The sequence below is a fragment of the Nonomuraea sp. B208 genome (assembly GCF_057536035.1).
In genome coordinates, this window is the sequence record NZ_BAAJOU010000022.1 from 102,562 (window position 1) to 126,653 (window position 24,092).

At 72.6% G+C, this 24,092-nt stretch carries 27 protein-coding genes; 10 read left to right on the forward strand and 17 right to left on the reverse strand.

Translation table 11 applies throughout. The features are described from left to right. Nucleotides 1–203: 203 nt before the first annotated feature. Nucleotides 204–581 (reverse strand): hypothetical protein, encoded by a 378-nt coding sequence (locus tag AC27IY_RS23275; protein WP_344204896.1) that lies wholly within the window; start codon nt 579–581, stop codon nt 204–206. Between the two features lie 56 nt (nt 582–637). Here AC27IY_RS23275 and lepA point away from each other — a divergent pair, with 56 nt between their 5' ends. Beyond that, entirely contained in the window at nt 638–2,467 is a 1,830-nt protein-coding gene (gene lepA, locus AC27IY_RS23280) for a translation elongation factor 4 (protein ID WP_344204895.1), read from the forward strand. A gap of 6 nt (nt 2,468–2,473) precedes the next feature. Here the strand turns inward: lepA and AC27IY_RS23285 are convergent, their stop codons facing one another. After that, a complete protein-coding gene (locus AC27IY_RS23285; RefSeq protein WP_487179155.1) occupies nt 2,474–2,893 on the reverse strand; it encodes an acyl-CoA thioesterase in 420 nt (139 codons plus the stop codon). After that, nucleotides 2,890–3,186: a hypothetical protein gene (locus AC27IY_RS23290; RefSeq protein ID WP_091083820.1), complete on the reverse strand. Its 297-nt coding sequence runs from the start codon at nt 3,184–3,186 to the stop codon at nt 2,890–2,892. The genes AC27IY_RS23285 and AC27IY_RS23290 overlap by 4 nt, the downstream gene beginning before the upstream one ends. 57 nt (nt 3,187–3,243) lie before the next feature. Between AC27IY_RS23290 and AC27IY_RS23295 the strand changes: the two genes are divergently transcribed. Continuing rightward, a complete protein-coding gene (locus tag AC27IY_RS23295) occupies nt 3,244–3,753 on the forward strand; it encodes a GNAT family N-acetyltransferase (protein WP_371251146.1) in 510 nt (169 codons plus the stop codon). Here the strand turns inward: AC27IY_RS23295 and AC27IY_RS23300 are convergent. Both AC27IY_RS23300 and ccmA read right to left on the reverse strand, forming a co-directional pair. Then, on the reverse strand, nt 3,723–5,573 hold the full coding sequence (locus AC27IY_RS23300) for a DUF6297 family protein (RefSeq protein ID WP_487179156.1): 1,851 nt from the start codon (nt 5,571–5,573) through the stop codon (nt 3,723–3,725). The genes AC27IY_RS23295 and AC27IY_RS23300 overlap by 31 nt on opposite strands. Further along, nucleotides 5,570–6,193 (reverse strand): heme ABC exporter ATP-binding protein CcmA, encoded by a 624-nt coding sequence (gene ccmA, locus AC27IY_RS23305; protein ID WP_423445226.1) that lies wholly within the window; start codon nt 6,191–6,193, stop codon nt 5,570–5,572. Before ccmA ends, AC27IY_RS23300 begins: the two co-directional genes overlap by 4 nt. A 95-nt stretch (nt 6,194–6,288) precedes the next feature. Here ccmA and AC27IY_RS23310 point away from each other — a divergent pair, with 95 nt between their 5' ends. Then, nucleotides 6,289–6,597 carry a hypothetical protein gene (locus tag AC27IY_RS23310; RefSeq protein ID WP_344204886.1) on the forward strand — a complete coding sequence of 103 codons (309 nt, stop codon included), beginning with the start codon at nt 6,289–6,291 and terminating at the stop codon, nt 6,595–6,597. On the opposite strand, the gene AC27IY_RS23315 is transcribed toward AC27IY_RS23310, so the two are convergent. From AC27IY_RS23315 to AC27IY_RS23325, 3 genes are all read right to left on the reverse strand, one after another. After that, complete coding sequence (locus AC27IY_RS23315; RefSeq protein WP_487179157.1) at nt 6,572–7,138, reverse strand: GerMN domain-containing protein; 567 nt, start codon at nt 7,136–7,138, stop codon at nt 6,572–6,574. The genes AC27IY_RS23310 and AC27IY_RS23315 overlap by 26 nt on opposite strands. Before the next feature lie 289 nt (nt 7,139–7,427). After that, the gene (locus tag AC27IY_RS23320; protein WP_487179158.1) at nt 7,428–8,924 is read right to left on the reverse strand and encodes an ATP-binding protein; all 1,497 of its coding nucleotides are present in this window, start codon (nt 8,922–8,924) and stop codon (nt 7,428–7,430) included. Between the two features lie 7 nt (nt 8,925–8,931). Next, complete coding sequence (locus AC27IY_RS23325) at nt 8,932–9,606, reverse strand: response regulator (RefSeq protein WP_364451137.1); 675 nt, start codon at nt 9,604–9,606, stop codon at nt 8,932–8,934. A 203-nt stretch (nt 9,607–9,809) separates the two neighbouring features. Here AC27IY_RS23325 and vanY-N point away from each other — a divergent pair, with 203 nt between their 5' ends. After that, a complete protein-coding gene (gene vanY-N, locus AC27IY_RS23330) occupies nt 9,810–10,370 on the forward strand; it encodes a D,D-peptidase/D,D-carboxypeptidase VanY-N (RefSeq protein ID WP_371251139.1) in 561 nt (186 codons plus the stop codon). A gap of 19 nt (nt 10,371–10,389) precedes the next feature. Here vanY-N and AC27IY_RS23335 read toward each other — a convergent pair whose 3' ends face one another. From AC27IY_RS23335 to AC27IY_RS23345, 3 genes are read right to left on the reverse strand one after another with little or no spacing between them, the layout of a single operon-like run. Beyond that, entirely contained in the window at nt 10,390–11,082 is a 693-nt protein-coding gene (locus tag AC27IY_RS23335) for an aspartate/glutamate racemase family protein (protein ID WP_423473330.1), read from the reverse strand. 11 nt (nt 11,083–11,093) lie between these two features. Continuing rightward, nucleotides 11,094–12,473: a UDP-N-acetylmuramoyl-tripeptide--D-alanyl-D-alanine ligase gene (locus tag AC27IY_RS23340; protein ID WP_487179159.1), complete on the reverse strand. Its 1,380-nt coding sequence runs from the start codon at nt 12,471–12,473 to the stop codon at nt 11,094–11,096. Continuing rightward, nucleotides 12,470–13,426 carry a D-alanine--D-alanine ligase family protein gene (locus tag AC27IY_RS23345; RefSeq protein ID WP_487179160.1) on the reverse strand — a complete coding sequence of 319 codons (957 nt, stop codon included), beginning with the start codon at nt 13,424–13,426 and terminating at the stop codon, nt 12,470–12,472. Before AC27IY_RS23345 ends, AC27IY_RS23340 begins: the two co-directional genes overlap by 4 nt. Before the next feature lie 133 nt (nt 13,427–13,559). On the opposite strand from AC27IY_RS23345, the gene AC27IY_RS23350 reads away from it, so the two are divergent. Beyond that, a complete protein-coding gene (locus tag AC27IY_RS23350) occupies nt 13,560–14,234 on the forward strand; it encodes an MOSC domain-containing protein (protein WP_487179161.1) in 675 nt (224 codons plus the stop codon). 16 nt (nt 14,235–14,250) lie between these two features. On the opposite strand, the gene AC27IY_RS23355 is transcribed toward AC27IY_RS23350, so the two are convergent. Further along, nucleotides 14,251–15,504, reverse strand: a complete 1,254-nt coding sequence (locus AC27IY_RS23355; RefSeq protein ID WP_487179162.1) for a glycoside hydrolase family 18 protein — start codon at nt 15,502–15,504, stop codon at nt 14,251–14,253. 124 nt (nt 15,505–15,628) lie between these two features. Between AC27IY_RS23355 and hemW the strand changes: the two genes are divergently transcribed. Further along, a complete protein-coding gene (hemW, locus tag AC27IY_RS23360; protein WP_487179163.1) occupies nt 15,629–16,849 on the forward strand; it encodes a radical SAM family heme chaperone HemW in 1,221 nt (406 codons plus the stop codon). On the opposite strand, the gene AC27IY_RS23365 is transcribed toward hemW, so the two are convergent. From AC27IY_RS23365 to AC27IY_RS23375, 3 genes are read right to left on the reverse strand one after another with little or no spacing between them, the layout of a single operon-like run. After that, the gene (locus AC27IY_RS23365; RefSeq protein ID WP_487179164.1) at nt 16,846–17,589 is read right to left on the reverse strand and encodes a DUF4870 domain-containing protein; all 744 of its coding nucleotides are present in this window, start codon (nt 17,587–17,589) and stop codon (nt 16,846–16,848) included. The genes hemW and AC27IY_RS23365 overlap by 4 nt on opposite strands. After that, the gene (locus AC27IY_RS23370; protein WP_344204870.1) at nt 17,589–18,398 is read right to left on the reverse strand and encodes a DUF3097 domain-containing protein; all 810 of its coding nucleotides are present in this window, start codon (nt 18,396–18,398) and stop codon (nt 17,589–17,591) included. Before AC27IY_RS23370 ends, AC27IY_RS23365 begins: the two co-directional genes overlap by 1 nt. An 18-nt stretch (nt 18,399–18,416) precedes the next feature. After that, on the reverse strand, nt 18,417–18,950 hold the full coding sequence (locus tag AC27IY_RS23375; protein WP_487179165.1) for a hypothetical protein: 534 nt from the start codon (nt 18,948–18,950) through the stop codon (nt 18,417–18,419). Between the two features lie 412 nt (nt 18,951–19,362). Here AC27IY_RS23375 and hrcA point away from each other — a divergent pair, with 412 nt between their 5' ends. The 3 genes from hrcA to AC27IY_RS23390 are packed head-to-tail and all read left to right on the forward strand — an operon-like array spanning nt 19,363 to nt 22,254. Continuing rightward, a complete protein-coding gene (gene hrcA / locus AC27IY_RS23380; RefSeq protein WP_344204867.1) occupies nt 19,363–20,376 on the forward strand; it encodes a heat-inducible transcriptional repressor HrcA in 1,014 nt (337 codons plus the stop codon). An 11-nt stretch (nt 20,377–20,387) separates the two neighbouring features. Next, entirely contained in the window at nt 20,388–21,524 is a 1,137-nt protein-coding gene (gene dnaJ / locus AC27IY_RS23385; protein ID WP_344204866.1) for a molecular chaperone DnaJ, read from the forward strand. Between the two features lies 1 nt (nt 21,525). Beyond that, entirely contained in the window at nt 21,526–22,254 is a 729-nt protein-coding gene (locus AC27IY_RS23390) for a 16S rRNA (uracil(1498)-N(3))-methyltransferase (RefSeq protein WP_487179166.1), read from the forward strand. 21 nt (nt 22,255–22,275) lie between these two features. Here AC27IY_RS23390 and AC27IY_RS23395 read toward each other — a convergent pair whose 3' ends face one another. Together AC27IY_RS23395 and AC27IY_RS23400 are read right to left on the reverse strand one after the other, a co-directional pair. Continuing rightward, nucleotides 22,276–22,917, reverse strand: a complete 642-nt coding sequence (locus AC27IY_RS23395) for a hypothetical protein (protein WP_487179167.1) — start codon at nt 22,915–22,917, stop codon at nt 22,276–22,278. Continuing rightward, nucleotides 22,914–23,426, reverse strand: a complete 513-nt coding sequence (locus AC27IY_RS23400; protein ID WP_033408433.1) for a SigE family RNA polymerase sigma factor — start codon at nt 23,424–23,426, stop codon at nt 22,914–22,916. Before AC27IY_RS23400 ends, AC27IY_RS23395 begins: the two co-directional genes overlap by 4 nt. A 278-nt stretch (nt 23,427–23,704) precedes the next feature. On the opposite strand from AC27IY_RS23400, the gene AC27IY_RS23405 reads away from it, so the two are divergent. Continuing rightward, the gene (locus tag AC27IY_RS23405; RefSeq protein WP_367791338.1) at nt 23,705–24,049 is read left to right on the forward strand and encodes a histidine triad nucleotide-binding protein; all 345 of its coding nucleotides are present in this window, start codon (nt 23,705–23,707) and stop codon (nt 24,047–24,049) included. The last annotated feature ends 43 nt before the right edge of the window (nt 24,050–24,092 follow it).

A 24,092-nucleotide genomic window follows, 5' to 3' on the forward strand; every position in this document is an offset into this window, starting at 1 on the left:
CTCCTCGGTGGCGGCGAAGTCCACGTAGAGGGCCGGGCCGAAACGTTGGCGGGGGCCGTGCCCGGTCAGCGCCAGGCGGGCGCCCTCGGCGGCCGCGCCGATGAGCAGGTGCTTGCCCGCCGGCGTCAGGTCCAGGGCCAGCTCGGCCTAGCGGGCGACGTGGCCGCCGTAGAGGGACCGGGCGGGCGTGCCGGAGACGTACGTCATAACGGCGCCCGCGCGGTCAGGCGCAGACCGGGGTACGGCTCGATCTGGGGCGCCGAGGTGGACAGCGGCCCGGTGTAGCGCCGGGCGAGGCGGCCGCCCTCATCGAATGGTCCGGAATGGACGTACACGTCCTTGATCCCCGTCGCCCCCAGCCGCCGTGCCAGCCGCTCGACGTCCGCCTCCCCGCGCCGGCCGTCCACCCACATGTGCCCCAGCCACAGAGCGTCATCTCCCGTGCTCTTCGCCCACGCGGCCGGGGCACCGGTAAACTGGACGCGGAGCGCTGCGGCGAGCAGGCCGGCCAGCGCGACCACGACGACCAAGGCAAGCGCGAGCAGGCGCAGGCCGCGGCGGATGACGGTCCGGACAATCATCCGGGCATGTCACCATAGAAGACTGCCTGACCTCAAATCTGTTGAAACGGACTTCGGTGCGCACTCAGCCTGGCCAGACCGACCCCGCGTTGATCCGCAACTTCTGCATCATCGCGCACATCGACCATGGCAAGTCGACCCTTGCCGACCGGATGCTGCAGATCACCGGGGTGGTCGACGACCGCTCCATGCGCGCCCAATACCTCGACCGGATGGACATCGAGCGCGAGCGCGGCATCACCATCAAGTCGCAGGCGGTCCGCCTGCCGTGGGACGGCCACGTGCTCAACATGATCGACACGCCGGGCCACGTCGACTTCACCTACGAGGTCTCCCGGTCGCTCCAGGCGTGCGAGGGCGCGATCCTGCTGGTCGACGCGGCCCAGGGCATCGAGGCGCAGACGCTGGCCAACCTCTACCTGGCCATGAACGCCGACCTGCACATCATCCCGGTCCTCAACAAGATCGACCTGCCCGCCGCGCAGCCGGAGAAGTTCGCCGAGGAGCTGGCAGGGCTCATCGGCTGCGACCCGTCCGACGTGCTCAGGGTCTCGGGCAAGACCGGCGAGGGCGTACGCGAGCTGCTCGACCACGTCGTGCAGACCATCCCCGCGCCGGTGGGCGTCGCCGACGCCGCCGCGCGGGCGCTGATCTTCGACTCCGTCTACGACACCTACCGCGGCGTGGTCACCTACGTCCGGGTCGTGGACGGCCACCTGGGCAAGCGCGAGCGCATCCTCATGATGTCCACCAGCGCCACCCACGAGACGCTGGAGATCGGCGTCATCTCGCCCGAGCCCAAGCCCGCCGACCTCGGCCTCGGCGTCGGCGAGGTGGGCTACCTCATCACCGGCGTCAAGGACGTCCGCCAGTCGCGGGTCGGCGACACCGTCACCTCGGCCGCCAAGCCCGCCGGCGACATGCTGGCCGGCTACGAGCACCCCAAGCCGATGGTGTTCTCCGGCCTCTATCCGATCGACGGCGACGAATACCCCGAGCTGCGCGAGGCGCTCGACAAGCTCCAGCTCAACGACGCCGCGCTGGTCTACGAGCCCGAGACCTCCGCCGCGCTCGGGTTCGGCTTCCGCGTCGGCTTCCTCGGGCTGCTCCACATGGAGATCGTGCGCGAGCGGCTGGAGCGCGAGTTCGGCCTGTCGCTCATCTCCACCGCGCCCAACGTGATCTACCGGGTCGTCATGGAGGACGGCAAGGAGTTCACGGTCACCAACCCGTCGGAGTTCCCGGCCGGCGGCAAGATCGCGACCGTCCACGAGCCGGTGACCAAGTCCACGATCCTGGCGCCGTCCGAGTTCATCGGCGCGATCATGGAGATCTGCCAGGGGCGGCGCGGCCAGCTCCTCGGCATGGACTACCTGTCGGAGGACCGCGTCGAGATCCGCTACACGCTGCCCCTCGGCGAGATCATCTTCGACTTCTTCGACCAGCTCAAGTCCCGCACCCGCGGCTACGCCTCGCTCGACTACGAGCCGGCCGGCGAGCAGGAGGCCGACCTCGTCAAGGTCGACATCCTGCTCCAGGGCGAGCCGGTCGACGCCTTCAGCGCGATCGTCCACAAGGACAAGGCCTACACCTACGGCGTCGACATGGCCAAGAAGCTGCGCGAGCTGATCCCGAGGCAGCAGTTCGAGGTGCCGATCCAGGCCGCCATCGGAGCCCGGGTGATCGCCCGCGAGAACATCCGGGCCATCCGCAAGGACGTTCTGGCCAAGTGCTACGGCGGTGACATCTCCCGTAAGCGCAAGCTGCTGGAGAAGCAGAAGGAAGGCAAGAAGCGGATGAAGATGGTCGGCCGCGTCGAGGTGCCGCAGGAGGCCTTCGTCGCCGCGCTGTCCACCGAGTCCAGCTCCGACAAGCCGAAGAAGTAGCCGGTCTCAGAGGTTGAGCACCTCGGGCGCGCGGGCGAGGGCTCGCCAGCGCGCCCCCGGGTCGTCGAGCAGGCGGCGCTCGCGCAGGTCCATGAGGCCGCCGACGCCGGTCAGCGCGGCGGCCTGCGCGCCGTCCCGCACCCGCAGGAACTCCTGCCTGACCCGGAACGTCTTCCCCGCGCCCCACTCGAACGCGCACGTCACGTCCACCTCGTCGCCGCCGCGCAGCTCGCGGCGGAAGCGGATGGTGTTCTCCAGGGTGACCGGGCCGACGCCGGCGGCGAGCATCTCGCCGAGCTCGATGCCCGCGGCGCGCAGGCACTCCCAGCGGGCGTGGTCGCCGTACTGGTGGTAGACGACGTTGTTGAGGTGGCCCTGCGTGTCGAGCTCGTAGCCGCGTACGGCGACGCGTACGGAGAAGGTCACGGCCGGCCCTCCAGCCAGGCGTGCGACTTCGCGGTGAGGTAGCGCAGGCCGTCGTCGCCGAGCTCCACCCACTCGCCGCGCGCCCAGCCGCCGGTGGTCTGCGGGGCGAACCCGTGCCGCTGGAACAGCGCGGACGCCTCCTTCTGGGTGAGCCCGCGCCGGCCCCACTCCCTGATCACCCGCGCGGTGCGCTCGTCCTCGCCGGCCTCCTGCTCGTCGCCGAGCGCCCCGGCCAGCTCCTCCAGGCCGCGCGCGATGGTCCGCAGCGCACTCTGGATCTTCGGAACGTCCATCGATCGCTCCTCGATCGGTATCAATTGCTTTTCGATAGTAGGGGCTACGCTGGAACCATGGAAGTGGTGCAAACGGCGCGAATGCTCCTATCTCGCGTCACGGCCGACGACCTGGAGGCCGTGCACGAGCTTCACTCCGATCCGCGTACCAGCGTGTACAACCCGGCCGGCCCGTCCCCGGACCTGGAGTCCAGCCGCGCGATGCTGGACCTGTGGCTGGCCGACTGGGCCGAACGCGGCCTCGGCTACTGGGCCGCCCGGCCGCTGACGTCACCGGACCTCATCGGCGTCGGCGGCCTCCGGCACGCCGTCGTGGACGGCGCCGAGGTGCTCAACCTCTACTACCGATTCCATCCGATGTCCTGGGGCCACGGGTACGCCGTGGAGCTGGTCAGAGCGGCGCTGCGCGTCGGCGGCCCGCTCGGGACGGTCGTCGCGGTCATCCGCGACGTCAACACCCGCTCGCTCCGCGTGGCCGAGCGCGCGGGGATGCGCCGGGACCGCGCGATCCCGTACGGGGGCGTGCCCAGCTACGTCTACGTCGCCCTGCCGGCCCGCAGGACGTAGCCCGCCAGCGCCGCCGCCCCCGTCACAGCCTGGGCCACCAGGTACGGGCCCGGCTGCGGGGGAGCGGTGGACAACGCGAGGAGAGCGGGCAGGCACCCGACGAGGGCCAGGTCGAGCCCGGTGACCGCCCAGAGGACGGGACCGAGGGGGACCGGACCCGCGCCCGTGTCGATGACGGGCAGCGAATGATCGACCGGCCGCCGCCGCACCACCCGCAACGCCCCGGCCGCCAGCCCTGGCGCCGCCAACACCCCGAACAACACCACCACGGCAACGCCCTCGCCGCCCCCCGCGACACTCGCCTCGCGAGCGCCCGTCCCGGGCCCGTGCCCTGGGGCGCCCGCTCCGGGTACGACGGCGCTCGGTCCGTGCTCTGGGACGCCCGTTCCCGCTCCTGCGGCGCTCGCTTCCGGTCCGGCGGCGTTCGCCTGGTGCGCCGGGATGCCCGCCACCGGGGCCGCGCTGCTCGTCGCCTGGGCCACGGCAGGGGCCGGGGACGGCGGCGCGGCCGTCAGGGTGAGGCCCGCGAGGGCGGCCGACGTCCAGAGGGCCGCGAGCAGGGCGGGCAGCGCCGCACGCGCCGCCAGCGTCGATCGGTGGCCGATGCCGAGGAGCCGGGCCAGGGCCGGGTTGGCGGCGTCGCGGCGCGCCCCGGTCGCGGCGGAGGCCGCCACCGCCAGCCCGCCCGCCAGCACCACCGCCCCGAGCATGCCGGGCGCGCCGCCCGCCTGCGCCAGAAGGGCCGGCAGCCCGGCCGTGGCCAGCGTGAACGCCAGCCGCCCCGGCCGCCGCGCCAGCCGCCGCCAGTCCTGCCAGGCGGTCGCGAACGCCGCGGGCAGCGCCGGCCACCTCCGCGACCTGAGCCTCCTGCCCCGCCAGTGGTTGTCCTCGGCGATCCAGGTGAGCGCACTGGGATCGACCCCTGTGGCCGCGTCCGCGACGTGCCCGCCCCGCGTGGAGGCGGCGGCGATCTCCCGAGCCGGGATCCGGCCGAACGCCCGCCACGCCTGCCACGCCAGGAGGGCCGAGCCCGCCGCCGCGAGCGAGGCGGCGACGGCCACGGCGGTCAGGGGAGCGCCGCTGGCGATCGCGAGCACCGTACGGGCCTGGCCGCTGACCGCCACCACGGCCACCACCAGGAGCGCGATCATCGCCACGACGAGCCACACCTGCCACGACTGGGACGCCCGCGCCAGCACGGCCAGCGCCATCGCCCCCACGCTCGCCGACACCCCGAGCACCAGCGCGCCGAGCACCCGCCAGGCGAGCTGGTCCGGCGCGCCCAGCACGGCCACCAGCCCCAGCCCGAGCACCAGCCCCGCCGCCACGGCGACCATCAGCAGCGCCCGCCCGGTACGCCCGAGCACCTGCCTGCGGTCCAACGGCGACAGCAGCAGCCAGGACGCGTCCGGCGCCGTCATCATCACCGGCCCGGCGGCCCGAGCCACGGCCAGGAACCCGGCCAGCCCGAGCGCCAGCAGCGCCACCCCCGCCCCCAAGCGGGCCGGCTCGACGGCCCCCGCCGTCCCGGCCAGGTCGGTCAGCAGCTCCGACACCGGCTGCCCGGCGACGGCGGCGAACATCAGCAGGCAGAAGAGGGTGACGTACCGGTCGAGCGACGTCGATCGGGTCCGGCTCCGCGCCCGCAGGAACCCGCGCACCGCCCGCACACCACCCTGCCCCTGCCCCTGACCCACGCCACCGCCCACACTCATGCCGCCACCAGCGCCGACGCCGCCACCAGCGCCGACGCCGCCACCAGCACCGACGCCGCCGCCAGCGCCGACGCCGCCACCCGCGCTCACGCCGTCCCCGCTCATGCCGCCATCCCCGCCGGTGAGATCAGCCGCCCGTGCGCGGCCAGGCCGGAATCATGCGTGGCCATGACCACGGTGCCGCCTTCGTCCCGGTACGCCGTCAGCAACTCCGCCAGGCGCAGCCGGAACGCGAGGTCCAGGCCGCGTTCCGGCTCGTCCAGCAGCAGCACGCTGCTCGGCCTCAGCAGCGTGGCCGCCAGCGCGAGCCGCTGCCGCTGCCCGGTGGACAGGTTGAGCGGCGCCGCGTCCGCCCGCTCCACCAGGTCGAACACCTCCAGCGCGGTCCCGGCGTCCATCCGGGCACGCGGATGCACGGCCGCCATCAGCTCCAGATGCTCGCCCGCCGTCAGCCCCGGGTACCAGGCGGGCTCGTCGCCGAGATGCGCCACCCTGCGCCAGAACGCCGCGTCGTCCACCGGCGGGGCCCCGAACACGTGTACCTCGCCGCCCGAGGCCGGCTGGAGCCCGGCGAGGGTGCGGAGCAACGTCGACTTGCCGGAGCCGTTCGGGCCCACGACCGCGACGATCTCGCCTGGTGACACGGTCAGTGTGAGCTCGCGCAGCACGGGGTTGCCGCCGAGCTCGACCGTGAGGTTCTCGACACTGATGATCGGCTCGTCCACCGTTCGAGCCTAGCCAGATCCCCGTGCGCACAGGCGATTCTGTCGGTGCGGTCGTCTACCTTCTGTTCCGAACACCTGTGCGACTGGAGGTCGGCATGATTGCTTCTGAGCGCTTCGAGCGTGCTGCGGTGCTGGGGGTCGCTGTGGCGGAGGAGGCCAGGCGGCTGCTGAGCCGGCATCTCGACCCTGCGGCGAGCGAGGAGGGGGCGGACGGCACCGTGCTGGTCGACGTGCCCTATCCCGACGCCGCGGTGGTCACGGCCCTGCTCGACGTGGCGGCCGAGTGTTTCGGCGAGCGGGGCGGCTCGGTCGAGGAGACGCGGCAGGCGGCGCTGGAGACCTTGTTACAGCTCGCCGGGTTCGACGACGAGTCGCAGCTCAACTCGGGCGGGGGGATGCGGTAGAGGGCGGCCGTCTCGGCCCGTCCGCAGCGTCAGGAGGCGAGGACGGGCAAGTCCGGGGGCCGATGCTCCGGCCGGCGCCGACCACGGTGACCTGTGCGGAGCTGCCCCGCATCGTGGCGGCGGCTGTGCAGACGATCTGGTCGACGGCCGGCGCCGACAGCTCGCCGGCCGGAGCGGACAGGGTCACCACCAGCTGGCCGGCCGGGCCGGCGGTCAGCGAGAACGGGCCGGCGTCGGGCGGCACCTCGGAGGTGAGCCCGTGCGCCTGTTCCCTCGGCGTGGGCCCGGCGGCCAGCAGCGCGAGCGTGTCCGCCGGGGTCAGCCGCCCGTCGGGCCGCGCCACCGCATTGAGCCGCCCGTCCTTGACCAGGTAGAGGGTGACCGTCGTGGCATGCTGGACGGGCCCGCTCGGCGGATCACCGGCGAGGATGACATCGCTGGGCCGCACGCCACACCCCGCCACGGCGACAAGCGCGACGAAGCCCACCACGAGCCCGACGAAGTCCGCAGCGAACACGCGCCGGGCGAACCGAGTCCTCACACCGAACCTCCGTCGGGGTTGCCTGCTGGCAGGGAGGCGGCGGTGAAACGGGTCCTCACGCCGGGCCTGCGTCCGAATGTGATGTGCGGCGGGGTGGGAGCGGTGAAGCGGTCCTCATACTGGGGCTTCCGTCCGGAGTCCGGCTGGACAGGTGCGGTGGACCGAGTCCCCATAGCGGGCCTCCGTCGGGGTTGGATGCCAGGCAGGGCGGGGGCGGCGCAGCAGGTCCTTACTCCGGGCCTGCGTCCGGATCTGGTATCCGGCGGCCCGGGGGCGGCGGATCGGGTTCTCATGCCGGGTCCTCCTCCGGATCGGAGGATCGGCGGGGCAGGCGCAAGGTGAAGAGGGCGCCTCCGTCCTCGGCGTTGGTGACGGTGATGTCTCCCTGGTGCAGGCGGGCGTTCTCGCGGGCGATGGCCAGGCCGAGGCCGTTGCCCTCGGACCTGGTCCTGGCCGCGCCGGCCTTGTAGAAGCGGTCGAACACGTGCGGCAGCACCGCGTCGTCCAGCCCCGGCCCGTGGTCGCGGACCTGCAGTTCGATCCACTCCGGGTCGGCGGACAGGCGCACCGACACCGGTGGCTCGCCGTGCCGCAGAGCGTTGCCGACCAGGTTGGCGAGGATGACGTCCACCCGGCGCGGGTCCAGCCGGGCCGTCACCCCGGACGGCAGCTCGGCCTCCACCCGCTCCGGCCAGCCCCGGGCGCGCAGGGTCGCGTGCACCAGCTCGGCGACGTCGATGTCGTTCAGCGCGAGGGCCGCGACGCCGGCGTCGAACCGGCTGACCTCGATCAGGTCGTTCACCAGGCCGGTGAGGTTGTGCGTCTCCTGGCTGACCAGCCGGGCGGCCCTGGCGGCGGGCTCGGGCAGCCGGGCCGCCTCCTCGTCGAGGACGTCGGCGACCGCGGCGAGCGCGGCCAGCGGGGTGCGCAGCTCGTGGGACACGTCGGCCACGAACCGGCGGGCGTCGGCCTCCATCGCGCGCAGCTGCTCGACGTGCCGTTCCAGCTCGGCGGCGGTGTTGTTGAACGTACGCGCCACGTCGGCCAGCTCGTCGGAGCCGCGGACCTCGATCCTCGTCCGCAGCTCGCCCTCGCCCAGCAGGCGCGCCGCCCGGCCGAGTTCGCGTACCGGGCCCAGCACGCCGCGGGTGGCCAGCGACGCGAGGACGACCGCGAACGCCAGCGCCGCCCCGCCGGTGAGCCAGGCGCGGGTGGCGAGCTCGTCGATGCTGCGCTGTTCGGCGAGCAGGCTGCGCGCGGCGTAGACCTCGATGCCGGACGGCCGCGGCGGCCCGAGACCTGGCTCGGAGACCAGCAGCGGCATGCCGACGATCAGCCAGGGCCCGTCCTGCCACTGCACCCGCTGCCACGCGGTACGGCCGCCGGCCACCACCCGCCGCAGCTTGGGCGAGATCACCGAGAGAACCGGCGCCCGGGCATCCGGACCCGGGCCGCGCCCCGGCGGCGGGGGTGGAGGAGGAGGGACCGGCGAGTGCAGTTCGCCGTAGAAGGCGACCGAGAAGGCGACCGAGAAGCCGGACTGCTCGGCCGCGGCCGCGGCGATCTTGTTGAGCTGCTCCTGGCCGGGCGTGGCGGTCGGCAGCGGGTAGAGCGCCTGCAGGCGGCTGGTCAGCGCCTGCACCGCGGCGTCCTGGGTCCGCTCCAGGATGGCGTTGCGGGCCTGGACGTAGCTCCCGCCGGCCACCGCCGCCGCGGTGACCACGCACAGCAGCGCGAACGCGAACAGCAGCCGGGCCCGCAGCCCCAGGCTCGGTCGAGGCGCCACCGCGGGCTCACACCGGCCCGAACCGGTAGCCGAACCCGCGCACCGTCTGCACGTAGACGGGCGCCGCCGAGTCGTCCTCGATCTTCGCGCGCAACCGCTGCACGCACGCGTCCACCAGCCGCGAGTCGCCGAAGTAGCCGTGCTCCCACACCGACTCCAGCAGCTGCTGGCGGCTGTGCACCCGGCCGGGCGTGCTGGAGAGCACGAGCAGCAGGCGCAGCTCGGTCGGGGCGAGGCTGACCGGCACGCCGCGCTTGTCGACCACCAGCCCGGCCCGGTCGATGGTCAGGTCGCCGTGCCGTTCGAGCTCGGCCTGCTCGCGGCCGATCCGCCGCAGCACGGCGCGGATGCGGGCCTCCAGCACCCTGGGCTGCGCGGGCTTGACCACGTAGTCGTCGGCGCCCGACTCCAGCCCGGCCACCACGTCCATATCGTCGCCGCGTGCGGTCAGCATGATGATCGGCACGTTCCCGGTGGCCCTGATGCGGCGGCAGACCTCGAACCCGTCCATGCCGGGCAGCATCAGGTCGAGCACGACGACGTCGGGGACGTCCGCGCGCAGCCGGTCCAGCCCCTGCTCGCCGGACTCCACCGCGCGCACCCAGTGGCCGTGCCGGGACAGTGCCAGCTCAAGGCCCTCCCGTACGGCCGGGTCGTCCTCGATGAGCAGTATTCGCGACATGCCCCCGGGTTTCACCGCACACTCCGTAACTCGCCCGTCGGCCGACCCCAACCACTGTCGGCCGGTCGTGTCCTCGTCCCGTCAGCGCCATGTCATGGTTGTGTCACGGTCGCACGAGCGGGGGTCCCCGTCGACGAACGCGTCGACGAACGGTGACATACGGCTGACGACGCGCGCACATTCGGCGCCAATCGTAGTTCGCCATGAACGAACCACGCACCATCCCACCTCGGCCCCGGGACCGGCTGTACGCCGCCGTCACGCTGGTGCTCGCCGTGCTGCTGCTGCCCGTGGCGTTCGTCCGCCGTCCCGGCCACGCCCGCGAGCTGGCCTGCGGCTGGGTGCTGGCGATGCGTTTCCCCGCCGAGGACCTGACCGGGCTCACCGAGGGCGCCAGGGCCGCGTTCACCGCGGCGCGCACCGAGGCGCTCTGGCGGCACCGCCAGCTCATCGGCCTCACCTCGGGCTACCGCGACCCCGCCGTCCAGCAGCGGATGTTCGACGAGGAGGTCCGCCGCTCCGGCTCCCCGGCCTCGGCACGCATGCTCGTGCTGCCGCCGGCGGAGTCCGGCCACGTGAAGGGCGTCGCGCTGGACGTCCGTCCCCATGAGGGCGCGCGGTGGCTGGAGGAACACGGCGCCCGCTACGACCTCTACCGCCTGTACGACAACGAATGGTGGCACTTCGAGCACCGCCCGGAGTGCGGCGGCACGCCACCACCACGACGGCCGCATCCGGGCGCGGGCCACGTCATCGGGAACTAGCGGGCCACGTCATCGGGAACTAGCCGCTCAGGGCGAAGCCGGCCGCGGCCTCCGCGTGCAGCCGCGCGCTCGGCAGCAGCGGAACCGGGGTGTCCTTCTCGGTGATCAGGAGCTCGATCTCCGTGCAGCCGAGGATGACACCCTCCGCTCCGCGGGCCGCGAGGCCGGCGATGATCCGGGCGAACGCGTCCCTGGACGATTCCCTGAGCACCCCGCGCACCAGCTCGTCGAAGATCACGCGATGGACCAGCTCCCGCTGCTCCCGCGGCGGGACGACCACGTCGAAGCCGTGGGCGGCCAGCCGGTCCCGGTAGAAGGGCTGCTCCATGGTGAAGCGGGTGCCCAGCAGGCCGACCCTGCGCATCCCCCTGGCCCGGACCTCGGCGCCCACGACGTCGGCGATGTGCAGCACGGGCACGCTCGCGGCGCGCGCCACGTCGTCGCTCACCCGGCTGAAGGTGTTGCTGCAGACGAGCAGGACGCCGGCGCCGAGGCTCTGCAGTTTCCGGCCGGCGTCGGCCAGCAGCGCGCTCACCTCGTCCCAGCGGTCGGCGAAGATGAGGTCCTCGACGGTCGTGTAGTCGACCGACCAGATGAGGCTGTCGGCGGAATGGCTGCCGCCGAGCCGCTCGCGTACCCGCTGGTTGATGATCTGGTAGTAGATCACCGTCGACTCCCAGCTCAACCCGCCGATGAGGCCGATGGCGCGCATGGAACTCCGTTTCACTGGTTTGCGGTGGCCAGGGCCCTGGCGCAGGCGCCGAGCCCGTACTCGCTGGAGGCTTTGACGAACACCACGTCGCCCGGTTCGAGGAGGGCGGTGGCCAGCTCGATCGCCTCTGTCACGTCTTCGACGGCGTGGACGGCCACGCCCGAGGACCGCGCCGCCTCCGCCGTCGCGAGCGGATCGCCCGTGCCGACCGTGATCAGCACGTCGAAGCGGAGGCCGGCGACGAGCCGGCCCACCTCCGCGTGCCGGGCGCGGGAGGCGTCCGCCTGCTGTCCCATCCCGCCGAGCACGGCGACGGTACGGCGGGCGCCGGCCAGGGCCTTGGCCGCGCGCAGCCCGGCCCGCATGGACTCGGGGTTGGCGTTGTAGGCGTCGTCGACGACGGTGACGCCGTCGGGTCGTTCCGTGATCTGCAGCCGGCCCGCGGAGCGCCGCCGGGCGGCGGTCAGCCCGTCCGCGATCTCGGCGGCGTCCAGGCCGAGCGCGGTGGCCACGGCGGCCGCGGCCAGGGCGTTGCTCACCTGGTGCTCGCCGATGAGGTCGAGCGCGACCGGGGCGCGGCCGGAGGGCGTCACCAGCTCGAACGCCGTCCGCGCCCGATCGTCCATCCGCACGCGTTCGGCGCGCACCCGCGCCCGCGGCGACCTGCCGTACAGCAGGATCTGGGCCTCGGTGCGGCCGACCATGCCCAGCACGTACGGATCGTCGGCGTTGAGCAGCGCGTACCCGTCCGCGGGCAGCGCCTCGACCAGCTCGCCCTTCGCCTCGGCCACGTCGGCCCGCCCGGTCCCCATCCGTTCCAGGTGCGCGGTGCCGACGTTGAGCACCAGCCCGATGCGGGGCGGCGCGATCCCGGTCAGGTACGTCAGGTCGCCCTTCCTGCTCGCGCCCATCTCCAGCACCAGGTGGCGGGTGGCGGCGTCGGCGCGCAGCACGGTGAGCGGCAGCCCGAGCTCGTTGTTGTACGACCGGTCGGTGGCGACCGTGGCCGCGTGCCGTTCGAGCACCTGGGCCAGCAGGTCCTTGGTGGTGGTCTTGCCCACGGAGCCGGTCAGGCCGATCACCGTCGGGCTGATGCGCCGCAGCAGCTCCCTGGCCAGCAGGCCGAGCGCGAGCCGCACGTCGTCCACCACGAGGGCCGGCAGGCCGACGGGCCGCGCGGCCAGCACGGCCACGGCCCCGGCCGCGACGGCGGCGGCCGCGTGATCGTGACCGTCAGTACGGGTGCCGGCCGTCGCGGCGAACAGCCCGCCGGGCGCCACCTCGCGGGAGTCGACCGCCGCGGGCGCCGTCACCAGCGCCACGGGGTCGGACACATCGTGCGGGCTGGCGCCGCAGGCCCGCGCGATCTCGTCCAGCGTCATCGGGATCACGAGCCGCTCCTCGCGAACGCGAGGTCGATGAGGCGGCGCAGCAGCTCCGGGTACGGGACGCCGCTCGCGGCCCAGGCCCTGGCGTAGACGGACCTGGAGGTGAAGCCGGGCATGGTGTTGATCTCCAGCACGTACAGGCGTCCCGTGTCCTCCTCGTGGAGGAAGTCGACCCGGGCCAGGCCGTAGCCGCCGATCGCATGGAAGGCGCGCAGGGCCAGCTCGCGCACCTCTCCGGCCACCCGCTCGGGCAGGACGGCGGGGATGGTGGCGATCTCGGCCCCGCTGAGGTATTTGGCCTCGTAGTCGAGCCAGTCGCCGGGCACGATGAGCTCGCCCGGCACCGAGACCTCCGGGTCGTCGTGGCCGCCGAGGACGCCGCAGATCAGCTCGCGCGCGGTCACGCCCTGCTCGACGACGACCGTCCGGCCGTGGGCCAGCGCCAGCTCCACGCCCGCGCGCAGCTCCGCCATGCCGGTGACGCGGGAGACGCCGATGGAGGAGCCCAGGCCGGCCGGTTTGACGTACATCGGCCAGTCGAGCGACTTCACCAGCTCCCCGTGGTCGGTGGCGGTGCGCCACTCGTGCGCGCTGAACCACACGTACGGGGTGACCGGGATGTCCTCGGCCAGGAACGCGCGCCGCATCGCGACCTTGTCCATGGCCACGGCCGAGGCCAGGACGCCGCACCCCACGTACGGGATGCCCAGCGTCTCCAGGTGCCCCTGGAGCACGCCGTCCTCGCCGTACGGGCCGTGCAGCACGGGGAAGACCACGTCCGCCACGTCGCGCCGCAGGTCCACCGGCCATCCGCCGTCGCGGTCGATGATGACGGGGACGGGCTCGTACCGATCCCTCGGCAGGGCGGCGAGCACGGACTGCGCCGATTGGAGGGACACCTCGTGCTCGGCGGACGGGCCGCCCGCCAGCACGGCCACACGTATGCGTCGGGCCACGATCGATCAGCCTTTCTCGGCAGCGGGACACGGCCCCACCACTGTCGGCTGATCATGTCCGCGCCTCGTCAGCGCCCTGTCATCGTTGTGTCACGGACTCGCTCGCGACAGGAAGCTCGGCTACCGTTCAGGAATGCGCATCATCTCGGTAAATGTCGGCGTCGCGGTGACGGCTGAGTGGTCGGGGAGGCTCGGACGGACCGCGATCGACAAGCGGCCCGCCGGGCACCGCGTCCCGGTGCTCCTCAACGGGCTCGCCGGCGACGAGCGCGCCGACCACAAGCACCACGGCTCCTCCGACCAGGCGGTCTACGCCTACGCCAGGGAGGACTACGACTGGTGGCAGGAACGGCTCGGGCGGGAGCTGCGCGACGGGCTCTTCGGCGAGAACCTCACCACGGCGGGGCTCGACGTCAACGGGGCCGTCATCGGCGAGCGGTGGCGGATCGGCGGCGCGCTGCTGGAGGTGACCAGGCCCCGGGTGCCGTGCGTGGTGTTCCGCAACTGGATGGACGAGCCGGCGTGGGTCAGGCGGTTCACCCAGGCGGGACGGCCGGGTGCGTACCTGCGGGTCATCGAGACCGGCGACGTGGGGGCGGGCGACGAGGTGGCGATCGTCGCACGGCCCGGGCACAGGGTGACGATCTCCGACTGGTTCCTGGCCCGCCACGGCGACGGGGACGCGCTGCGGCGCGTGCTGACGCTGCCGGGCCGCGACCCGCACTGGGACGAGCTGGCGGCGAGGACCCTGGGGACGCCGGTCCGGAGCGCCGGGCAGGACGAGCCCGCGGCGGCTCCGGCCGGCTGAGTCCCCGGCCGGGGTGTCAGCGGAGGACCGAGTACAACGCCGAGGTCAGGGAGGCGCGCGAGTCGTCCTGGTCGATGGACCACATCATCGAGCCGCCCAGCCCCTTGAGCCGGATGTACGCCGCCTTCTGCACCAGCACCGCCGGATCGTCGTACGACCAGAACTCGTTGCCGTCGTACAGCCACATCGCCCCGGTCAGCAGGTCCCGGTAGCGCTTGCCCGGCTTGTTCACCAGGTCCTTGTAGTCCTCGTTCCCGGCGGCCCACTTGCCGGGCGCGGGGCCGGTGGCGGGCTTGTAGAGGCCGTCGCCGCCGCCGGTCACGCCGGTCCAGCCCTGGCCGTAGGCGGGCACGCCGATCACGAGCTTGCGGGCGGGCGCGCCCCGCGACAGGTAGTCGCGCACGGTCTGGTCGACGCTGTACCTGACGGGGTTCGGGTCGCGGCGGTCGGTGAGGAGGTTGCCGTTGTGGCCGGTCTGCGGCTCCCAGGTGCCGTGCAGGTCGTAGCCCTGGACGGTGGCGAAGTCGAGCTGCTTGAAGACGCGGCGCACCTCGTACCCGGCGTCGATCTTGGTGGCGGCGGCCGGCAGGAAGGCGCTGAGCTCGGCGTCGCGGGCGTAGGCGTCGAGCTGCCCGCGCAGCTCCTCGACGAACAGCGTGAAGTTGCGCCTGTCCTCGGGCCGGATGACGTTCCCCTCGGCTCCGGCCGAGCCGGGCCACTCCCAGTCCAGGTCGATGCCGTCGAAGACGCCGGCGCCCGCGCCCGGCTCCAGCCCCGGCAGGTTGCCGCGCAGCCACAGGTCGACGCAGGACCGGGCCAGCTTCGCGCGCGAGTCCGGGGTGAGCACGGCGTCGGAGAAGTACTTGGACCCGGTCCAGCCGCCGAGCGAGATCAGCACCTTGAGCCCGGGGTGCTTGGCCTTGAGCTTGCGCAGCTGGTTGAGGTTGCCGTTGAGCGCCTGGCCGGGCGCGTCGGCCACGCCGTCCACGCTCTGCTCGGCCGGCACCGGACGCTGCCAGTCGGCCCACGGGTCCGCCGAGTAGCAGGAGCCCCCGGCGTCGACGAAGCCGAACGCGTAGTTGAGGTGGGTGAGCTTGGCGGCGGCGCCGCTGACGTCCACGTCCCTGACGTGGTAGTCGCGGCCGTAGACACCCCATTGGATGAAGTACGCGACCCGCTTGAAGCCGCTGCGGGTCTGGGCCTCGGCGGGCGCGGAGACCGCCGTGAGTCCCAGTAAGAGCGAGAGCATGATCAGGGTCTTCTTCTTCACCGGACGACTCCCGTCAACTCATAAGAAACTTTCCTATAAGTTGACGTGATGGTAGAGCCCGCGTACCAGGGCGTCAACGATTTCGCAGGCGGGACCACCCCCTGACGACCGGCAGACTGGAAGGGTGCCATCCACCCTGCCCGACGGCGACCCCGCGCCCAGCACGGGCGAGCTGCCCGACAGCGCCCTGCGCGGCCTCGGCGAGCGGCCGTTCGGCTTCTACGTCCACGTGCCGTTCTGCGTGACCCGCTGCGGCTACTGCGACTTCAACACCTACACCGCCGCCGAGCTCGGCCCCGGCGCCTCCCAGCGCGACTACGCCGACACGGTCGTGGAGGAGGTGCGCCTCGCCAGGCGCGTCCTGGGCGAGCGCGAGCTGCCGGTGGACACCGTGTTCTTCGGCGGGGGCACCCCGACGCTTCTGCCGCCCGAGGACCTCGCGCGGATCCTCGCGGCGATCGACTCCGAGTTCGGGCTGCGGCCGGGGGCCGAGGTCACCACGGAGGCCAACCCCGAGTCCGTCGATCCCTCCTCGCTGGAGAAGCTGCGCCACGGCGGGTTCAACCGCATCAGCTTCGGCATGCAGAGCGCCCGCGAGCACGTGCTGCGGGTGCTCGACCGCAAGCACACGCCGGGCCGCCCGGCGGCGGCCGTGCGTGAGGCCAGGGCGGCCGGGTTCGAGCACGTCAACCTCGACCTCATCTACAGCACGCCGGGGGAGTCCGACGACGACTGGCGGGCCTCGCTGGCCGCCGCGATCGAGGCCGGGCCCGACCACGTGTCGGCCTACTCACTCATCGTCGAGGACGGCACCAGGCTCGCCGCCCGCATCCGGCGCGGCGAGCTGCCCTCGCCCGACGACGACGTGGCCGCCGACCGCTACCTCATCGCCGACGAGCTGCTGGCCGAGGCCGGCTTCCACTGGTACGAGGTGTCCAACTGGGCGACCTCCGAGCAGGCCCGCTGCCGGCACAACCTGCTCTACTGGACCGGCGGCGACTGGTGGGCCGCCGGGCCCGGCGCGCACAGCCACGTGGGCGGCACCCGCTGGTGGAACGTCAAGCACCCCGCCGCCTACGCCCAGCGCCTGGCCGCCGGCGTCTCGCCCGCCCACTCCCGTGAGGTCCTGGACGCGGACGACCGCGCGGCCGAACGCCTCATGCTGGAGCTGCGCCTGGTCACCGGCTACCCGCTCGGCGACGTGGCGCCGCGGGCGCGCCCGGTGGTGGCGGACGCGCTGGCGCGGGGGCTGCTGGAGCCCGAGCCGTTCAAGGCCGGGCTGATGGTGCTCACGCTGAGGGGGCGGCTGCTGGCCGACGCCCTCGTACGCGACCTGCTGGTCTAGGTGATCATCCGGATGGAGAGCGGGTAGCGGTAGCGCTGGCCCTTGTTCGTGGCCACGGCCGCCTGGATGTGGAAGATCAGCGACAGCACCCAGATCACCGGCAGCAGCAGGACGCCGATGAACACCACCGACAGGACGCCCGCCACGACGTAGCCGATGAACATCGTGATCTGGAAGTTCAGCGCCTCCGCCGCCTGGTCGCGGACGTAGGGGGACTGGTCGCGCTTGATCAGGTAGATGATCAGCGGGCCGATCCAGGAGGCGAGCAGGCCGAGCAGGTGCGCCAGCATCGCCATCGTGGTGTCGTCGGTGCCGGGGCGGGGGCCGTGCATGCCCGGCACGTACGGGCCGCCGGGAGGCTTCGCGTAGCCGTAGCCGGGCGGGGACTGCTGCTGGTAGCCGTAGCCCGGCTGCTGGCCGTAGCCGTAGCCCGGCTGTGACGGGGGCTGCTCGCCATACCCGTAACCGGGCTGCTCGCCATACCCGTAACCGGGCTGCTGACCGTACCCGTAGGCGGGCTGGGACGGGGGCTGCTGGCCGTACCCGTAGCCGGGCTGGGAGCCGGGCTGCTGCCCGTATCCGTAGCCGGGCTGGGATGGGGGTTGCTGCCCGTACCCGTAACCGGGCTGGGAGGGCGGCTGCTGGCCGTAGCCGTAGCCCGGCTGCTGGGGGACGGCCGACGGCGGGACGTACCGGGTCGCGTCGTCGTCCGGCGGCGGGGCGTGGGGATCCTGGCTCATCATGTCTCCGTAACGAAGTCGATCAGTTCTTCGACCCGGCCGAGCAACTCGGGCTCCAGGTCGGTGAAGGTCGAGACGGCGCCGAGGATGCGCCGCCAGGCGTCGGCCGGCTCCAGGCGCCAGCCCAGGGCGGCGATCACGCCCTCCTTCCACGGCACCCCGCGCGGCACCTCGGGCCAGGCGGGGATGCGCAGCACGGACGGCTTGACCGCCTGCCAGATGTCGACGAACGGATGCCCCACGACGAGCACGTCCGGCGAGGTGATCTCGGCGGCGATCCGGCTCTCCTTGGAGCCGGGGACGAGGTGGTCCACGAGGACCCCCAGCCGCCGCCCCGGTTCGGGGCCGAACTCGGCGACGATGTCCGGCAGGTGGTCCACGCCCTCGAGGTATTCGACCACGACCCCCTCGACCCGCAGGTCGTGGCCCCAGATCTTCTCCACGAGCGCGGCGTCGTGCACGCCCTCGACGTAGATGCGGCTCTCCCTGGCCACGCGGGCCCGCAGCCCCTCGACGGCGATGGAGCCCGACGCGCTGCGCCGGGGGCCTTCGGGGGCGGCGGCCGGCGCGGGGCGCACCAGGGTCACCGGCCTGCCCTCCAGGAGGAACGCGGCCGGCGCCAGCGGGAACAGCCGCCGCCTGCCGAACCGGTCCTCCAGCGTGACGGCCTCCTTGTCGCAGGCCACCACGGCGCCGCAGAAGCCGCTGTCGGCGTCCTCCACGACGAGGTCCGGCTCGGCGGGCACCTTCGGGATCTTGCCCTTGCCGGGCCGCCGCCAGTTACCCGCCAGAACATCACCGTCGTACACAGGGGGGACCGTAGCAAATCACCCGGCGGCCGCAAGGCGCTTGCGCGCGGAGGAGCGGCGCACCAGGACCACGATGGTGGCGATGATCGCGAGCAGGATGCCCGCGCCGGGGATCGCGAGCAGCGCGACGACCCCGCCGACCACCCCGCCGGCGGCGGACGACAGCGGCTTGCCGACGCCGTACTTGACCGCGGCCGATCCCTCGTTGCTGCAGGTGAGCTGGTAGTCACCCTTGGCGGGGGCGTTGACCACGAGGATCTGCTCCCACACGACGCCGTTGACCGTGACGGTCTGCGAGCCGCTGGTCTTGGCCAGCTTGGCCTGCCCCGATCCGCCGGCGATCTGGCACGAGTATGTGACCGGCGTGTCGGAGGAGAGGTAGACGGCGGGCTTGTCGGCCGGGTCCACGGTGACGGTGACGTTCTCCCCCGAGGTGAACGTCTTGGTGGGCGCGAGGTCGCTCACGCCGCCGGCGACGCCGTTCACGAAGAGCACGATGCCGAGGACACCGCAGAGCACGGCCACGATCCAGGCGCCGCCGACCCACCACAAGCTGGGTTTGATGGCTTTGGAATCGATTCGTGGTGGGAACTGTGGTTGTTGGCCGTATTGTCCGTACTGAGGCGGCGGACCATACGGCTGTGGAGGCGTGCCGTATCCCGGCTGCCCACTGTATCCGGGCTGCGGCCCGTATGCGGGCTGGGAGCCGGGCTGCGGGCCGTATCCGGGCTGAGGCGGGAATGGCTGATGGTGGTACGGACCCTGTCCGGGCGGTGGCCCGTACGGGGGCTGTGCTTCGTCCGACATGTCCGCAAGTGTGAAGCCTGTCGCTTGTAAGACGCTAGCAAGAGGATGGGAGCCGGTGTCATCGCACCCTGTGGGCGAGAGCCGTACACTTGGCACTCGGGAACACAGAGTGCTAGGCACCGCGTTTTCCCTACGGGCAGAGGCAGGAGGTGAGCACGTGCTCGACGAACGGAAGCTGGCGGTGCTCCGCGCCATTGTCGAGGACTACGTGTCCACCAACGAACCGGTGGGCTCCAAGGCGCTGGCCGAGCGCCACAATCTGAAGGTCTCCCCGGCGACGGTCAGGAACGACATGGCCGCGCTGGAGGAGGAGGGCTACATCACCCAGCCGCACACGAGTGCGGGGCGGGTGCCGACGGACAAGGGCTACCGCCTGTTCGTCGACCGGCTCTCGCAGATCAAGCCGCTGTCCGGCGCCGAGCGCCGGGCGATCGAGACGTTCCTGGCCGGCGCCGTCGACCTGGACGACGTGGTGATGCGCACGGTGCGGCTGCTCGCGCAGCTCACCCGGCAGGTGGCCGTCGTGCAATACCCCACGCTCACCCGTTCGACCGTCCGGCACGTCGAGCTGGTGCCGCTGAGCGAGCGCCGCGTCATGCTGGTGCTCATCACCAACACCGGCCGCGTCGAGCAGCGCGTCGTCGAGCTGCCCGAGGCGCTGGAGGACACCCGCATCGCGCACCTGCGCGCGGTGCTCAACTCCGGCCTCGACGGCTGCCAGCTCAGCAGCGTTCCCGAGCTGGTCGCCGACCTGCCGGAGCGGCTGCCCGTGGAGGACCGGCCGGCCGCCGCCACGATCCTGTCCGTGCTGCTGGAGACCCTGGTGGAGCGGTACGACGAAAAGATCGTTTTCGCGGGCGCGGCCAACCTGGCCGGAGCGGACTTCTCCGTCGGCCTGCGCGACGTGCTGGAGGCGCTGGAGGAGCAGGTCGTGCTCATGCGGCTGCTCGGCGAGACCTCCCCCGACACCCCGTCCGCCCTCACCGTACGGATCGGCTCGGAAAACCCCTACCTCCAGGGCACATCCGTGGTCGCGACCGGATACGGTCTTGGCGACAACCAACTCGCCCGGCTCGGTGTGCTGGGTCCCACCAGGATGGACTATCCCGTGACGATGGGCGCCGTGCGCGCGGTGGCTCGCTACGTCAGCCAGATCCTGGCTGCATCATAAGAGGTCGATAAGTGGCAAACAGCGACTATTACGCCACCCTCGGGGTGCGGCGTGACGCGAGTCAGGACGAGATCAAGAAGGCATACCGCCGGCTCGCCCGCGAGTTGCACCCCGACGTGAACCCCGATCCTGACACCCAGGAGCGGTTCAAGGAGATCACGCAGGCCTACGAGGTGCTGTCCGACCCGAACAAGCGCCAGATGTACGACCTGGGGGGCGACTCCTCCTTCGCCGGCGCGGGAGCGGGCGCCGGGGGCTTCGGCGCCGGCTTCCCGTTCAGCGACATCATGGACGCCTTCTTCGGCACCGCCGCGGGCGCCCGTGGCCCGCGCTCGCGCGCCCGCCGGGGTCGCAACGCCACCATCCGGGTCGAGCTCGACCTGCGCGAGACGGCGTTCGGCACCACTCGTGAGCTGGTCGTCGACACGGCCGTGGTGTGCGAGGTCTGCCACGGCGCCGGCGCCTCGCCCGGCACCCACCCCGACACCTGCGACATGTGCAACGGGCGCGGCGAGATCTCCCAGGTCACCCGCTCGTTCCTGGGCCAGGTCATGACCTCGCGGCCGTGCCCGCAGTGCGGCGGCTTCGGCACCATCATCCGCCACCCCTGCCAGGAGTGCTCGGGCGACGGCCGGGTGCGCACCCGCCGCACCATCAAGGTCCGCATCCCGGCGGGCGTCGAGGACGGCACCCACATCCAGCTCGCCGGCGAGGGCGAGGTCGGCCCCGGTGGCGGCCCGCCCGGAGACCTGTTCCTGGAGATCGTCGAGCGCGCCCACGAGATCTTCGAGCGGCGCGGCGACGACCTCCACTGCACCGTCCAGCTCCCGATGACGGCCGCCGCGCTCGGCACGGTGCTCGCGGTCGAGACGCTCGACGGCACCGAGGAGGTCGACGTCCGGCCCGGCACCCAGTCCGGCCAGGTCATCACCATGTTCGGACGGGGCGTGCAGCGCCTCAACGAGTCCGGCCGGGGCGACCTGCTCATCCACGTCAACGTCGAGACCCCTTCGAAGCTCGACACCCAGCAGGAGGACCTGCTGCGCGAGCTGGCCAGGCTGCGGGGCGAGGAGCGCCCGCCGGGCAAGTTCGCGCCGGGTCAGCAGGGCTTCTTCTCGCGCCTGCGCGACGCGTTCAACGGCAGGTGACGTGAGCGTTCCGGTGTTCATCGCCCCCGAGCTGGGCGACGGTCCGGAGCTGACGCTCGACGGCCCCGAGGGGCGCCACGCCGCCTCCGTGCGCCGTCTGCGGGCCGGCGAGCGGGTCGATCTCACCGACGGGGCCGGCCGGGTCGCCGAGTGCGTGGTGCGCGAGGCGTCCAAGGACGCGCTCGGCCTGGACGTGCTGCGCCGCTACGAGGTGCCGGCCCCGCGACCGCGGCTGACCGTGGTCCAGGGGCTGCCCAAGGGCGACCGGGGCGAGCTGGCCGTCGAGATGATGACCGAGGCCGGGGTGGACGTCATCGTCCCCTGGTCGGCCTCGCGCAGCATCGCCCAGTGGAAGGGCGACAAGGTCGCCAAGGGCCTCGGCCGCTGGCGTGCGACCGCGCGCGAGGCGGGCAAGCAGTCCCGCCGCTTCCACCTGCCCGAGCTGAGCGAGCCGGCCACCACCGCGCGGGTGGCGGAGCTGCTGTCCGGGGCGGCGCTCGGGCTGGTGCTGCACGAGGAGGCGGCCGAGCCGCTGTCGAAGGTGACGCTGCCGGCCGAGGGCGACATCGTGGTGGTCGTCGGGCCGGAGGGCGGCGTCTCGGACGAGGAGCTCGACCGGTTCAAGGCCGCGGGGGCGGCGCCGGTGCTGCTCGGGCCGACGGTGCTGCGCACGTCCACGGCGGGGGTGGCGGCGGCGGCCGTGCTGCTCACGCGCACGGGCCGGTGGTGAGCCGCCGGTCGACACGTGGTGTCAAGGGGTGGTGCCGCCGCCGGTCGCGATGAGCGGGGTGGCGATCTCGGCGGGGCTCTCGCTGATGCTGTCGGCCGGGCACTGCTCGGTGGGGCACGTCGAGGGCTGAGCGGCGGGGTCGGCCTCCGTGGGCGCCGGCGACGCCGACGTGGCCGGGCAGTCGTCGCCCGGGGTCGCGGCCACGGGCGGGCAGGTGGTGGTGGTCTCCGTACGCGGGGTCGGCGACGGCCGGCTCGTGGACCCGGCGGTCCTGGGCGGCTTGCTCGGCGACTCGGTGGTGGGCTCCGGCGGCACGACGACCGGGTTGTCCTGGCTGGGCGGAGGCGGGGGCGGCTGATGGGAGCGGGTGGTGGAGGAGTTGGACGGCACCCTGCCCGTGGTCTCCTGATCGACCACCGTGATCGGGCTCTCGTTGATCACCTTGGACCGCAGCTCGGGCACCACCATGACGATCGTGCCGGCCACCAGGACGGCGCTGGCCGCGGCCGCGCCGGCCCGCCACCAGAAGAGGTTGCGCACGCCGCGCCGCTCGATCCTGGCACGGATGATCTCCAGACCGTCCGGCGAGGGCACGACCGCGTCCGCCTCCGCGCGGAGCGCACGGCGCAGGAGGTCGCCGTGCTCGTCGGGGCGAAGGGTCATGACATTTTCTCCAGGACGGATCGCAACGCGGCCATGCCACGGGCGGTGTGGCTCTTGACCGCGCCCTTGCTGATGCCCATCGCGTGAGCGATCTCAGCTTCGGACAGATCACCGTAATACCGCAGAACCAGTGCTTCTCTCTGCCGGGTCGGGAGGGCTCGTAACGCCTCGATGACGGCGGACCGTTCCAGCTCGCCGATCGCGCCGTTCTCGGCGCTCGGCGCGTCGGGCAGGCCCTTGGGCGCGTATTTCTCGACGACGGCGCGGTGGCGCAGCACCGAACGCGAGCGGTTGACGACGGACTGACGGAGGTAGGCGAGTGCTTTGTCGGGGTCGCGCAGCCTGCGCCAGGCGCCGTGAATGGCGACGAACGCGTCCTGCACAACCTCCTCGGCGGTCGCGATGTCGCGCACCAGCAACACAGCGAGACGCACCAACGACCGAAAGTGCGCGCTGTAGAGCGCGGTAACGGCCATGTCGGCATCCCACTCGACCGGCACCGCCCCCATCGACCTGTCGGCCAGAAGGGTTTCGGTGGTCACATCAGTGGGACGCGCGGCCTTCCCAGTGGGTTTACGCTCTTCCGGTTCTTGAGGTTTCCCCGGTTCCTTAGGGTGCATTACCCAGTCGTGTCCTCGCCAGGTGGCGCTCGCCCGACCCTGAATCGTCTTTTTTGTTGAAGTGTCGCACACCCACCCTAACCGCGTTGATCTTCCCGCGCACGACACCGCCGATTACCGATTCGCAACGGACCGGCGGGCGGGAGGCGGGTCGGTATGGTGCTGCTGTGAAGGACTGCCTCTTCTGCAAAATCGTCGCCAAGGAGATTCCCGCCGAGATCGTCTACGAAACCGGCAGGACACTGGCGTTCCGCGACATCGACCCCAAGGCGCCGACCCACGTCCTGGTGATCCCCAAGGAGCACCACGCGGACGCGGCGGCGCTCGCCGAGGCCGACGACGGCCTGGCCGACGAGGTGCTGAAGGCCGCGCACGCCGTGGCCGTGCTCGACCAGGTGGCCGAGAGCGGCTACCGCGTCGTCTTCAACACCGGACCCGCCGCCGGGCAGACCGTCTTCCACACGCACGCCCATGTCCTGGGCGGCCGCGACCTCACCTGGCCGCCCGGTTAGAGCCGCCCGATTAGACCTGTTGTGGTGTCGAGAGGGGCCGGTG

Coding starts and splice junctions, on each gene's coding strand:
- AC27IY_RS23275 (WP_344204896.1), bottom strand. CDS start 581: ATGATTGTCCGGACCGTCATCCGCCGCGGCCTGCGCCTGCTCGCGCTT.
- AC27IY_RS23290 (WP_091083820.1), bottom strand. CDS start 3,186: ATGGACGTTCCGAAGATCCAGAGTGCGCTGCGGACCATCGCGCGCGGC.
- AC27IY_RS23295 (WP_371251146.1), top strand. CDS start 3,244: ATGGAAGTGGTGCAAACGGCGCGAATGCTCCTATCTCGCGTCACGGCC.
- AC27IY_RS23300 (WP_487179156.1), bottom strand. CDS start 5,573: ATGAGCGGGGACGGCGTGAGCGCGGGTGGCGGCGTCGGCGCTGGCGGC.
- AC27IY_RS23310 (WP_344204886.1), top strand. CDS start 6,289: ATGATTGCTTCTGAGCGCTTCGAGCGTGCTGCGGTGCTGGGGGTCGCT.
- AC27IY_RS23325 (WP_364451137.1), bottom strand. CDS start 9,606: ATGTCGCGAATACTGCTCATCGAGGACGACCCGGCCGTACGGGAGGGC.
- vanY-N (WP_371251139.1), top strand. CDS start 9,810: ATGAACGAACCACGCACCATCCCACCTCGGCCCCGGGACCGGCTGTAC.
- AC27IY_RS23335 (WP_423473330.1), bottom strand. CDS start 11,082: ATGCGCGCCATCGGCCTCATCGGCGGGTTGAGCTGGGAGTCGACGGTG.
- AC27IY_RS23350 (WP_487179161.1), top strand. CDS start 13,560: ATGCGCATCATCTCGGTAAATGTCGGCGTCGCGGTGACGGCTGAGTGG.
- AC27IY_RS23365 (WP_487179164.1), bottom strand. CDS start 17,589: ATGAGCCAGGATCCCCACGCCCCGCCGCCGGACGACGACGCGACCCGG.
- AC27IY_RS23395 (WP_487179167.1), bottom strand. CDS start 22,917: ATGACCCTTCGCCCCGACGAGCACGGCGACCTCCTGCGCCGTGCGCTC.
- AC27IY_RS23400 (WP_033408433.1), bottom strand. CDS start 23,426: ATGGGGGCGGTGCCGGTCGAGTGGGATGCCGACATGGCCGTTACCGCG.